The sequence below is a fragment of the Planococcus sp. SSTMD024 genome (genome assembly GCF_041320495.1).
Classification (GTDB): domain Bacteria; phylum Bacillota; class Bacilli; order Bacillales_A; family Planococcaceae; genus Planococcus.
Genome location: NZ_JBGGNS010000018.1, coordinates 165965 through 177626, shown reverse-complemented (window position 1 = coordinate 177626; position 11662 = coordinate 165965). Strand labels below are relative to the sequence as shown.

The following is an 11662-nucleotide window of genomic DNA, read 5'->3' as shown; positions in this document are numbered from 1 at the left end:
TGGCGGTCGTGGCGAAGTGGTTAACGCACCGGATTGTGATTCCGGCACTCGGGGGTTCAATTCCCCTCGTCCGCCCCAGTATTATTGGGGTATAGCCAAGCGGTAAGGCAACGGGTTTTGATCCCGTCATGCCCTGGTTCGAATCCAGGTACCCCAGCTTTTGCGGAAGTAGTTCAGTGGTAGAACGCCACCTTGCCAAGGTGGAGGTCGCGGGTTCGACCCCCGTCTTCCGCTCCATTATTTAGGCGGCATAGCCAAGCGGTAAGGCATGGGTCTGCAACACCCTTACCACCGGTTCGAGTCCGGTTGCCGCCTCCAAAATATTTTGCCGGCGTGGCGGAATTGGCAGACGCGCGGGACTCAAAATCCCGTTCCTTCACGGGAGTGTCGGTTCGACCCCGACCGCCGGTATCAAATGATCATCACTCTGCCAAGTGGTGAAAGTTTAAAGCTCTGACTGTTAAAGTCGGGGCTTTTTTCTTTTTTTAGATAAGTAATTATAAGTTCATCATAATAAAGAAATTTTTAAAAGAAATAGCGAATATCCCTTGCAAAATAATCGGTTTACTAATATAATAATAAATGTTCCTGAAAGCAGTGAATAATTGCTTCTGGATTCAATTTTGCCGGCGTGGCGGAATTGGCAGACGCGCGGGACTCAAAATCCCGTTCCTTCACGGGAGTGTCGGTTCGACCCCGACCGCCGGTATCAAATGATCATCACTCTGCCAAGTGATGTATACTTTTAAGCCCTGACTATGTCAGGGCTTTTTTGTTGCAGAAAAATTTCTGTGGTTTTCAAAAGAATCGGTAATGCAATGGATTGGTTAGCGTTCTCAATGTATGGGCTTTAAGCTTGTTTGAAAAAGCAGAAAAATTTCTTGAAAATGTGACTAATAAATATTCGTGCTTTCTGTTGCCGAAGCGGATGTGGCGAAATTGGCGGACATGCTAGGTTCAAAGTCTAGTTGCCGAGACACCGTGGAAGTTCGATTCCCTTCATCCGTATTTTAAGGAAGGCAGCTTCTATTGGAAACTATCTTTATTTTGAATATTGAAATCTGCTGTGTGAAAAGTGGGGAAGCCTAAACTTTGCGTGTTATAATAATCAAAATCATGATCTTGGCAGGGGTGAAAATATGGCTGAAGAGCAGTGGTTTGATGAAGTGGTTTGGAAGGTGCTTGATAAGCAGTCGGTACGTTTAGGAGAAGGCTTGAGTGACGAAGAAGCTGTCAAGAGACTTGAAGTATGGGGACATAATGAACTGCCTGAAGAAAAACGCCCGCCCGCCATTATAAAATTCCTTAAGCATTTCAACGATGTGCTGATTTACGTTCTGTTGGCAGCGGCGCTCATCACAGTAGTTCTGGGACATTACATTGATACAGCCGTTATTTTAGCAGTGGTGGTCATTAATGCAGCAATTGGCTACATTCAGCAGAATAAAGCTGAGAAAGCATTGGACAGTATTCGTAATATGTTATCAGTCAAAGCGGCGGTTCTGCGTTCTGGTAGACGGGTGGAAATTCCAGCGACAGAATTGGTGCCTGGAGATCTTGTTTTTTTGAGAGCGGGCGATAAAGTACCAGCGGATATGCGTCTCGTAGAAGTATCGAATTTACAGGCTGAGGAATCATCTTTAACGGGCGAGTCAGAAGCTGTCGACAAACAGGTTGGTCAGCTTCCAAGCGACACTGTACTTGGTGATCGAACTAATATGGTGTTTGCAGGCACATCCATCGCGTCAGGTTCAGGAATCGCTATTGTCACAGCTACAGGGGGATATACTGAACTCGGTAAGATTAGCAGGGCAATGGAATCGGTCGAAAAATTACAGACCCCTTTGTTGAAACAAACCGCCCAGTTCGGAAAACTGATATCGGTGATTATTGTGCTGTGTGCAATCGGCATGTTCTTTATCGGATATTGGTTCCATGATTACGCCACAGCTGAGTTATTGCTAGCAATCATTGGGTTGACAGTGGCTGCGATTCCGGAAGGTTTGCCGGCTGTGCTATCCATTATTTTAGCTTTGGGGGTTCAGACCATGGCTGGAAAAAATGCCATAGTCCGAAACCTCCCCTCAGTTGAGACTCTAGGGGCCGTAACGGTAATTTGTTCGGATAAAACAGGAACTTTAACTAAGAATGAAATGACCGTAACTTCGGTGATTTTGTCGGACGGGGAGATTCAAGCCAGTGGGATAGGCTATTCGCCTGTAGGAATTCTAGAGCAAAATGGAAAAAGGGTTTATATAGCCGAACAGCCGCAGTTAATGAAGTTTCTGGCCTGTGTGAAAACGGTCAATGATGCCGAATTACTTAAGGACACGAAAGGGAGGTGGACGATCAGTGGAGGAGCCACAGAAGGATGTCTGCTGACGCTTGCCGAAAAGGCGGATCAAGATATCGAAAAGCTGCCGGTTCGTTCGAAAATTCCCTTCGATTCTTCCTATAAGTATATGGCGGCATTGGTTGAGGAACAGGGAAGTAAATGGATTTATGCCAAAGGGGCCCCTGAAAAGCTATTGGCGATGATTCCAGAGGAAAAGCGGCTTGAATGGGAGGTGAAGATTGCCGAACATGCAAAACGTGGTGAGAGGCTCCTGGGGGCAGCTGTCAAGCAGGTGGATCCACAGCTAGAATCCATAGGCCACGAAGATATGGAGAGTGGTTTTGAGTTTTTGGGGCTTGCGGGTATTATTGATCCACCGCGTGAAGAAGTAATCGAGTCGATTGAACAATGCAAACAGGCCGGAATACGGGTGAAAATGATTACCGGAGACCATAAGGAGACTGCGGTGGCGATCGGAGCCAAGCTTGGAATCGGTAATGGCCAGAAAGCAATCGAAGGACGGGAATTGGATGGGTTGAACACCCGGCAGTTAGAGAAGACAGCCATGGAATACGATATCTTTGCTCGTACCAGCCCGACGAATAAACTGCAATTGGTAGAAGCTCTCCAAGCCCAGAGCCAGGTATGTGCAATGACGGGAGACGGGGTTAATGATGCCCCTGCATTGAAGCGAGCGGATATCGGCATTGCTATGGGAATCAAAGGAACTGAAGTCTCGAAAGAAGCTGCTGAAATGGTGCTAGTAGACGATAATTTCAGCACGATTGTGAATGCCGTGAAAGAGGGACGCCGAGTATATGATAATTTGAAAAAAACGATCCTGTTCATTTTGCCGACAAACGTGTCGGAAGGGCTGCTCATTTTTGTCAGTATCCTTTTTGGCACTACGATTCCCTTAACCCCCGTACAGATTTTATGGGTCAACATGATTACAGCGGTAACGATCTCTTTGGCGATTGCGTTTGAGAAGCTGGAGCCCGGAACGATGGAACGACCGCCGCGGAGAGCGAATAGCCCTTTACTCAGCGGCTATTATATTTTCCGCATCGTTTTTGCTTCAACGATTATCGGCGGTGGTATTTTGTGGATGAACAGCGTGCTGGAAGCGAGAGGGTATGACCAAGGCACCTTGCAGACGATGACTCTCCAAGCATTGGTCATTTCTCAGCTGTTCTATATGTTCAACTGCCGGAATGAGCGGCGCTTTGCGTTGAACCGTGATTTCTTTTCCAATAAAGCGGCTTTTATTGTATCGGCAATTTTGATCTTGGTGCAGCTTGCGGTCACGTATGTTCCGTTCATGAATACACTGCTTGGAACTGAACCGATCGGGGTCGAATATTGGGTTTGGCCATTGTTGATCGGGACCAGTGTATTTATTATTGTGGAGCTTGAAAAATGGTTATTGCGCTCGATGGGGAAATATGGAGAGCGCTCAAAAAAAAATCGAAAGAAGCATGGTTGAAGGAGGAGTTATGAAAAAGATACATAGTGAAATCATTGAATTCAGGGGAACCCATTATGATTATGGAATGATGCAGGGAAATGCGCTTAAAGAATCGATCACGCTGCACAATCGCCGCGGGCAGTGGAAAAGCAAACGGCCGCGTTTTGTCATCGATCCGGCAGAAGCGCAAGCGGCGTTCAATGAATATGCGCCGAAATTGTGGGAGGAGCTGAAAGGCCTTGAAGACAGCCTCCAGCTGCCAATCGATGAGGTACTCCGTGATTTCGGTGGTTACCGGATCGATGCGCCGCCGTCAGGCTGTTCGATCGTCAGCGGCGAAGACTTTTTGGTGCGCAATTATGATTTTCATCCGCAGACGTATGAAGGCAGGTTTTGCTTGTTCCAGCCTGAGGAGGGGAATGCCATTATCGGGCCGAGCCAGCGCATTTTGGGGCGTATGGATGGCATGAACGAGCATGGCTTGGCGATGGGCTATAATTTTATGCACCGTAAAAACCCAGGTGATGGCTTTGTATGTTATATGATCGGGCGCATCATCCTCGAAAGCTGCTCAACTATCGAAGAAGCTGTCGCTTTGGTCAAGGATATTCCTCATCGCGGGTCATTTAGCTATGTCGTAACCGATAAGAGCGGTGCCACAAAGGTTATCGAGGCGACACCGCGCAAAGTGGCAGTGCGTGATGCCACAGCGTGTACAAATCACTTTGAAATCCAGCAGCACGAGAACCGCAATTATTTAAAGGATTCTTACGAACGACTGTCGGTTATCAAACAGAATGCAGAAGATACAGTGGAAGCGTATCGCGCTTATCGCTTGTTCAATGATACGGACCGCGGCTTGTTTTCGGATCTTTATAAGAGTTGGGCCGGGACGATCCATACTTCTGTCTATCTGCCAAAAGAGCAGGAAGTGTGGTTCGCGCTTGGAGGCGACCAGGATCCTGAAGTGTTCAAATTTGGGGAATGGCTTGCAGGAAAGCCTGTCCGGAATCGATCCGTACACGGGCAGATTGATACGGGCATTGGCTTTGCCCATACCGATGCTTTATTCAAATGAAAAACGGCTGGAGCGTAAGTGCTCTAGCCGTTTTTTTGCTGCAATGAAGACAGGTCGTCAAGATATGGAAACGGAAAATGGGTGTCGATTTTCCCGTTGATGCGTTTTGCTAGCAAGCGCTCGCCTTGAAGCCATTTTTGGAAATCGAACATGAGCGGCAAGCGGTCAGGGCCGATGGCGAAGCCGACTTCCAAGCTGTTTGGAAAATAGGAAGCCGTGTGCAGAGTGCCGGAAGCGGTACTGTATTTTGTTGAAAACACGCCCTGATTCGAGTCGTTCAATAATCGGAACGCTGCGTATGCGTCATTTGACGTGGTGGAATGGGTCAGAAGCGCTTCCTCGCGGCGTTTTGAATCATCGATTTGGTAACGGTTTTCTTCCGATAACACTTCGAAATGGTTTGTCGATACCGCCGCTTCCCGGACGATGACATTGCGCGGGGAAGTTTCGGCGACGACTGAACGCCCGCTTTTATCCAGCAATACATAACTGAATGAGCGGCGGTGGGGGAGTTCTTTCAATAAATCGACGGCTTCTTCGATCGATGCGCAATGCTCAAGGATCAGCCGGCCGATCATATTGCAGATAAATCCATCCGCTGAATTGCGGCGGTTGATGAAATTATAGCCCATCGCAAGCCCTTTTTCGTTAAGCCCGTCCGTTCGTCCGGTAATTTGCATGGACGGCCCGATGGATGCATAGCCGCCGTCTGTCGGTTCATACAAGGCGAACCGGCCTTCGTAGCCTTGGGGCGAGCTGTCGTAATTGCGGACTAGGAAGTCGGAGCGGCTGAGAATCGAGCAGCCGCTTCGTGTATATTCAATATAATAACCCCCGAATTCGCGCAGGGCGTCGTAAAATGGCCATTTCAAGGCATCGGCTAAACCTTCGATTTCTTCCCAGATGCGCGGGGCAAAGCGTTCGAGCATTTCAACGGCTTTCGTTTCATCCACCAATAATTGCTTGCTGTTCCCACTGCGCTGTATTTTTCGGTTTGGGAGGAGCAGTGAATCTCTCAACAATTCCCCTTGATGGTAGCCGAAATCGTAATGGCTGCCGCGGAATTGGATGACGTCGCTATGGACTTTTTTCATGTGGCATCCCTCTTTTTTATCTCAGTATCAAAAGAATACTAGAGTTTTGGGGAGAATAAAAAGAATATGCCTGAAGCATGCGCTTCAGGCAATTACAGGACATAGCTTGTCGCTTCGCCGCCGTTGATTCCAGTGAACATATTGCCGGCAGCGGTCAATAGCTGCAGGGCGTTATCGCGATCCATCGAAGGACGGAGGTAGAACACATGTATCGCATTCGTTGTTTGTTGTGTTACAGCAGTGCGCTTTGAATCGACGTATGGGCTGCCAAATGCGCCTTTTGCATCGCGGGTGACGATGATTTTATCGAGCGTATTATCGCGGTTATTCAAGCCTTCATAGCGGTCATCGGGCGTGCCGAGCGCAATTTCAATATCGCCTTCGATTTGGCCTGTATCGTATAAACCGAGCGGAATTTCGTACTGAAGGGATAGGAAACTGTTCATATCGATCGCCGAGTTGACCGTGGCCAGATAGTTTTGCTTGCGCACTCTGCGGTACAAGGCTTCTGCAGAAGGGCGGTAGCGGTTCGGGTCGCCTCCGAGCGCTTTCCAGGCGAGTCTCCATTCGAGAAGGCCCGGGAAATCCGTTATTTCCTTATCGTCCATATCGAAGAATAATTGTTCCTGAAACAGCTGGAGGCGGCCTTTTAACATTTGAGGTGAATCCGAAACGGTGATATTGTTATAATGAATAATGCCGATTTTGAAATCAGGCACAATCTCTTTAATTTCAGGGTTTACGTGAAAGTCCACAGCAATCATCCTTTCCGTGAATAGTAGAATCATCTTACCATAAATTGGGGCAAGGAGTTATCGACATGAACTTGGATCAATTCCAACAACAACTGGTTGCGTATGCCGCGGAAATCGGAATTGATAAAATCGGCTTTGCTTCAGCCGAACCTTTTTTTAATTTAAAGCATCGCTTGATCCGCCAACAGCAATTGAATTTCCAGTCGGGCTTTGAGGAGTCGGATGTGGAAAAACGAACGCGACCGGAACTGTTAATGGAAGAGCCGGTGAGTATTATTGCAATTGCGATTGCCTATCCTTCCAAAATGGAAGGAGCGACGCCGGGCGTCAAAGGGGCAAGGCGCGGCATTTTCTCGCGTTCTTCCTGGGGCAAGGACTATCATGCGGCACTTCGGGACCGGCTGGCGCTGCTTGAATCCTTTATCGCTGCCCATTATCCGGAGGCGCGCATGAAATCGATGGTCGACACTGGCGAATTGTCTGACCGGGCAGTTGCGGAACGGGCCGGTATCGGATGGAGTGCGAAAAATACTAATATCATCACGCCAGAATTTGGCTCGTATGTTTATTTGGGCGAGATGATCACGAACATCCCGTTTGAATATGACGAGCCAATGGAAGACCAGTGCGGCGACTGCCGTTTGTGCATCGATACGTGTCCCACCGGCGCGATTGTCGAGGGTGGTCAGCTCAATGCCCAGCGCTGCATTTCGTTTTTGACGCAGACGAAAGGCTTCCTGCCGGATGAGTTCCGCTCAAAAATCGGCAACCGGATCTACGGCTGCGATACGTGCCAGACCGTGTGCCCGAAAAACAAGCGCAAGGCCAATCGCATCCATCCGGAATTCGACCCGGACCCGGAAATTGCCAAGCCGCTTTTAGAACCGCTATTGACCATTTCCAACCGCGAATTCAAAGAGAAATTCGGCCATGTGTCAGGTTCTTGGCGCGGCAAAAAGCCGATTCAGCGCAATGCGATCTTGGCACTGGCCCATTTCAAGGAACAATCGGCAGTGCCCACGTTGATCGAATTGATGAACACGGACCCGCGCCCGGTCATCCGCGGCACGGCCGCTTGGGCAATCGGCCGTATCGGGACGGATGAGGGAAGGCAAGCGCTGGAGCATACACAGCAGCAGGAGAAAGATGAAGAAGTGCTGGATGAGATCGCCAAGGGGCTGGCATTCTTTTCTGGAGAAACGAAAGGATAAGTGAAGAGATTTGGGAATACACATCGTTTTATATCAGCCATTAATTCCGGCGAATACCGGGAACATTGCACGCTCTTGTGCGGGCACAGGCGTCAGCCTTCATTTAATCAAGCCGCTCGGGTTTTCGACGGACGATAAAATGCTCAAACGGGCGGGGCTCGATTATTGGGAGCACGTGGATATTCATTACCATGATGGCCTTGATGAGTTGTTTGCGGCCTATCCTGATGGCAAATACCATTACATTACGAAATTCGGCACGAAGACGTATAGCTCGTTCGATTTCTCGGATACCGAGGAAGATTATTTCTTCGTTTTCGGTCAGGAGACAAAAGGCTTGCCGAGGGAATTGATTGATGCGAACTTAGACCGTTGTTTGCGCATCCCGATGAATGAACATATCCGTTCGCTCAATTTGTCGAACACGGCGGCGATCCTGATGTATGAAGCGCTGCGCCAACAGGATTTCCCAAATTTGAAATGAACGACAAAAAAGGACAGCGCATGGGCGCTGTCCTTTTGCATTTCACATTATTGTCTTTTGTCTGTGCCTGGTTTGTCATCGTATCCAGCAGTGAAGATAGCTACCAAAAACGATACACAAATCCCCAAGATTAAGATCAAGTTCATGAATGACGACCTCCTTGAAATTTGCATCTGTGTTTAGTATAGCGTACCAACGGGAAAAATGAAATATGGAACCCACTCGAAAATATGGACATTTTCCGTCCATCCGAAAAACTTGAAACTTTTCTGGATGTGATGCGTATATAGGGGTAGGAACAAAAGGAAGGGATGAACTGATATGAAAATGAAGACATCCGTTGCACTGCTTTGGATTACGGGCCTTGCGGAGGCATTTCTGGCCATTCCGTTCATCGGGGGTGGATTTGTGATTTCTGCAGGCTATGCACCGCTCGGTATCATGTTTGTGCTGCATGCGATTACGTTGTTCTTTTGCTTTAAAGAATATTCGCCGAAGTTCGGCTCGATTCTGGGGATCATTACAAGTGCACTCGCTTGGATTCCTTTGATTGGCTGGGCACTTCACTTGTTGACAGCGATCGTGCTATTGCTTTCAGCAGCGATGTCCGGACGTTCAGCAAGAGTTTAACAGCAAAAACACCGAGAAGTCGGTGCTTTTTTGTGGAGAATTTCAATGACTATAAAAAATCCCCTGCACCGAAGCGTACAGGGGATTTTTTAATGCGGTGCAATGAGGATCTGGATCGTGAACAGCACAGCGAAAATATAAAGGATCGGATGGACGGATTTCCATTTGCCTTTGAAGATCTTCATCAGCGGGTAAGAGATGAACCCGAGAGCGATACCGGTTGCGATACTGGATGTGAGCGGCATCGCGAGAACGATCAGGAACGCCGGGAACGCTTCATCGAATTTTTCCCATTCGATTTGCTTAACGGCGCTGATCATCAAGCTGCCGACGATGATCAGCGCAGGAGCAGTGATGGCGGCGACGCCTGACAAAGATCCGACGAGCGGGCCGAAAAAGGCAGCGGCGATGAACAGGATGGCGACGGTCAAAGTCGTAAGCCCCGTACGGCCCCCTGCAGCGACGCCTGCTGAAGATTCGACATAAGCGCTTGTCGGGCTTGTGCCGACCATAGCACCTGCACTGGCGGCGACCGAATCGGCAAGAAGCGCCTGGCGCACGCGCGGCATTTTATTGTCTTTCATGAGACCTGCTTGTTTTGCGACACCGATCATCGTGCCGGTCGTATCGAACAAAGTGACAAGCAGGAATGAGAATACGACGCCGTACAACCCGAATTCGGCAACGAGCAGGAACGCTTCGATGGGATTCCAGACGATGATGCCTTCGGGAAGCGATGGCAACTTCATGAAGCCTTCCGCAAATTTCAATTGCCCGGTGAAAAAGGCGATGATCCCGGTTGCGATCATGCCGAAGAAAATCCCTCCGTGCAGGTTCAAGGACATGAAGACGAGTGTGATGGCGAGCCCTATGAGGGTCAGTGCGACAGGTGGTGAGGTAAGATCCCCAAGCCCGACGAGATTCGCTTCATTGGCGACAATCAATCCGCTAAGGCGCATGCCGATGAAGGCGATGAACAAGCCGATGCCTGCCGTGATGGCGTGTTTTAAGTTTTCCGGAATGGCTTCGATGAGGATTTTGCGCATCGAGGTCAAAGACAACGCGACAAACAACAATCCGGAAACGAAGACTGCGGCAAAAGCAGTCGTATAATCAATGGCGCCGTCAGAAGCGAGCACCATGGAAGTGAAATATGCGTTAAGCCCCATGCCTGGAGCGATAGCGATGGGGTAATTGGCGAGCAGTGCCATCCAAAGTGTACCGATCACCGCTGCTATGATGGTGGCAAGAAAAACCTGGTCGAACGGAACGCCGGCAGCGCCTAAAATCACCGGGTTGACGATAACGATATATGCCATCGTCAGGAACGTCGTCATACCGGCTGTAATCTCGGTTCTGACATCGGTTCCGTGTTCTTTTAACTGAAACATGGAATATCCTCCTTATAAACACGAACATTTTAAACAACACGTTTAATAATATTCGTTTTTAATATCGGATGCAAGAGCTTTTCTCAATCTGATGGCGAATAGTCGAAATTCTTTTTGACAATTTCAAAGTGTTAAAGAAGCCTATTAACCCACTATGAATTTAAAAGGAATTGTCTTTTCTGCATTCAAAAACCAAAGACTTATCTAAGTATTCGGAGAAGCGTTCGCTCGATGCCCACCCGCAAAAAGCGAGCGATAAGCTTCGGAAATTACGGCCGCTTAAATTTTTCAACAAGCTGGAATAGTCGAAATTTTTTTCGGCAATTTGTACAATGAAAAAGAACGGGAGGAGAATTCTTATGAATCTGACGATCGAATCAACAAAGACCTTACATAATGGAGTGGAAATGCCGCGTTTCGGCCTTGGCGTCTACAAGATGACCGACAAGGAAGCAGCGGTCGAAGCGATGGTAAAAGCGATCCAAACAGGCTATAAAGCGATCGATACCGCTGCGGTGTATGACAACGAAGCGGAGGTCGGGGAAGCAGTCCGTGCTGGCGGGGTGCCGCGCGAGGAGCTGTTCATCACGTCGAAAGTGTGGAACACCGACCAGGGCTATGACCAGACTTTGCGGGCATTCGAAGCATCATTGAAACGACTGGATATGGATTATTTGGATCTGTATTTGACGCATTGGGCAATTCCCGATACGTTCGAGGAGACGTACCGGGCGATCGAGCGCTTGTATGACGAAAAGCTGATCCGTGCTGCCGGCGTTTCCAATCATCAGCAGCATCATCTGGAGAAAATTTTGGCCAAAGCCAATACGAAGCCGATGGTCAACCAGATCGAACTGCATCCGCAATTGACGCAGGAGCCGCTGCGCGAATTTTGCGCGGCACAAGACATTGCGGTCACTTCCTGGTCGCCGCTTGCGAGGGGGCGCCTGCTCGAAGACCCGGTGCTGTCTAAGATCGGCATAAAGTACGGGAAATCCGTCGCGCAGACCATTATTCGCTGGCATCTCCAGAATGACTTGATTGTCATCCCGAAATCGGTGACGCCGTCGCGCATCGTTGAAAATGCCGATGTGTTTGATTTTGAATTAAGTGAAGAAGAACTGAAACAGATTTCAGCGCTTAACCAGGATTGGCGGAGCGGCACCCATCCGGACGAAATCAAAGTTTAATAAAAAAAGGCCAGCGAATGGGTTCG

The 11662-nt window shown here is 48.8% G+C and carries 9 protein-coding genes and 6 tRNA genes; 12 read left to right on the top strand and 3 right to left on the bottom strand.

From position 1 onward, the window contains the following. The first annotated feature begins 2 nt into the window (after positions 1 to 2). From AB9R92_RS03820 to AB9R92_RS03785, 8 genes are all read left to right on the top strand, one after another. Positions 3 to 78 (top strand) — tRNA-His (locus AB9R92_RS03820). Positions 79 to 85: 7 nt separating this feature from the next. Then, positions 86 to 157: transfer RNA gene (locus AB9R92_RS03815), tRNA-Gln, on the top strand. A gap of 5 nt (positions 158 to 162) precedes the next feature. Next, positions 163 to 237, top strand: a tRNA-Gly gene (locus AB9R92_RS03810). A gap of 7 nt (positions 238 to 244) precedes the next feature. After that, a tRNA-Cys gene (locus AB9R92_RS03805) sits at positions 245 to 318 on the top strand. A 9-nt stretch (positions 319 to 327) separates the two neighbouring features. Next, a tRNA-Leu gene (locus AB9R92_RS03800) sits at positions 328 to 411 on the top strand. Between the two features lie 214 nt (positions 412 to 625). Further along, positions 626 to 709, top strand: a tRNA-Leu gene (locus AB9R92_RS03795). A gap of 430 nt (positions 710 to 1139) precedes the next feature. Continuing rightward, the gene (locus tag AB9R92_RS03790; RefSeq protein WP_370668180.1) at positions 1140 to 3821 is read left to right on the top strand and encodes a cation-transporting P-type ATPase; all 2682 of its coding nucleotides are present in this window, start codon (positions 1140 to 1142) and stop codon (positions 3819 to 3821) included. 10 nt (positions 3822 to 3831) lie between these two features. Continuing rightward, entirely contained in the window at positions 3832 to 4881 is a 1050-nt protein-coding gene (locus tag AB9R92_RS03785; RefSeq protein ID WP_370668179.1) for a C45 family autoproteolytic acyltransferase/hydrolase, read from the top strand. 23 nt (positions 4882 to 4904) lie between these two features. On the opposite strand, the gene AB9R92_RS03780 is transcribed toward AB9R92_RS03785, so the two are convergent. Both AB9R92_RS03780 and AB9R92_RS03775 read right to left on the bottom strand, forming a co-directional pair. Further along, positions 4905 to 5975, bottom strand: a complete 1071-nt coding sequence (locus AB9R92_RS03780; RefSeq protein WP_370668178.1) for a C45 family autoproteolytic acyltransferase/hydrolase — start codon at positions 5973 to 5975, stop codon at positions 4905 to 4907. 92 nt (positions 5976 to 6067) lie between these two features. After that, positions 6068 to 6730 carry a B3/B4 domain-containing protein gene (locus tag AB9R92_RS03775; protein ID WP_370668177.1) on the bottom strand — a complete coding sequence of 221 codons (663 nt, stop codon included), beginning with the start codon at positions 6728 to 6730 and terminating at the stop codon, positions 6068 to 6070. A gap of 65 nt (positions 6731 to 6795) precedes the next feature. Here AB9R92_RS03775 and queG point away from each other — a divergent pair, with 65 nt between their 5' ends. The 3 genes from queG to AB9R92_RS03760 all read left to right on the top strand — a co-directional run bounded on the left by queG (position 6796) and on the right by AB9R92_RS03760 (position 9055). Next, entirely contained in the window at positions 6796 to 7941 is a 1146-nt protein-coding gene (queG, locus tag AB9R92_RS03770; protein WP_370668176.1) for a tRNA epoxyqueuosine(34) reductase QueG, read from the top strand. A gap of 10 nt (positions 7942 to 7951) precedes the next feature. After that, positions 7952 to 8425 (top strand): tRNA (uridine(34)/cytosine(34)/5-carboxymethylaminomethyluridine(34)-2'-O)-methyltransferase TrmL, encoded by a 474-nt coding sequence (gene trmL, locus AB9R92_RS03765; RefSeq protein WP_370668175.1) that lies wholly within the window; start codon positions 7952 to 7954, stop codon positions 8423 to 8425. A 321-nt stretch (positions 8426 to 8746) separates the two neighbouring features. Further along, positions 8747 to 9055, top strand: a complete 309-nt coding sequence (locus tag AB9R92_RS03760) for a hypothetical protein (protein WP_101189917.1) — start codon at positions 8747 to 8749, stop codon at positions 9053 to 9055. Between the two features lie 89 nt (positions 9056 to 9144). Here AB9R92_RS03760 and AB9R92_RS03755 read toward each other — a convergent pair whose 3' ends face one another. Next, a complete protein-coding gene (locus tag AB9R92_RS03755) occupies positions 9145 to 10446 on the bottom strand; it encodes an NCS2 family permease (protein ID WP_370668174.1) in 1302 nt (433 codons plus the stop codon). Positions 10447 to 10805: 359 nt separating this feature from the next. Between AB9R92_RS03755 and AB9R92_RS03750 the strand changes: the two genes are divergently transcribed. Continuing rightward, entirely contained in the window at positions 10806 to 11636 is an 831-nt protein-coding gene (locus tag AB9R92_RS03750) for an aldo/keto reductase (RefSeq protein ID WP_370668173.1), read from the top strand. The last annotated feature ends 26 nt before the right edge of the window (positions 11637 to 11662 follow it).

Bases quoted from the DNA above. Each gene is read 5' to 3' on its own strand.
- AB9R92_RS03750 (WP_370668173.1), top strand. From the start codon at position 10,806: ATGAATCTGACGATCGAATCAACAAAGACCTTACATAATGGAGTGGAA.
- queG (WP_370668176.1), top strand. From the start codon at position 6,796: ATGAACTTGGATCAATTCCAACAACAACTGGTTGCGTATGCCGCGGAA.
- AB9R92_RS03760 (WP_101189917.1), top strand. From the start codon at position 8,747: ATGAAAATGAAGACATCCGTTGCACTGCTTTGGATTACGGGCCTTGCG.
- AB9R92_RS03780 (WP_370668178.1), bottom strand. From the start codon at position 5,975: ATGAAAAAAGTCCATAGCGACGTCATCCAATTCCGCGGCAGCCATTAC.
- AB9R92_RS03790 (WP_370668180.1), top strand. From the start codon at position 1,140: ATGGCTGAAGAGCAGTGGTTTGATGAAGTGGTTTGGAAGGTGCTTGAT.
- AB9R92_RS03755 (WP_370668174.1), bottom strand. From the start codon at position 10,446: ATGTTTCAGTTAAAAGAACACGGAACCGATGTCAGAACCGAGATTACA.
- AB9R92_RS03785 (WP_370668179.1), top strand. From the start codon at position 3,832: ATGAAAAAGATACATAGTGAAATCATTGAATTCAGGGGAACCCATTAT.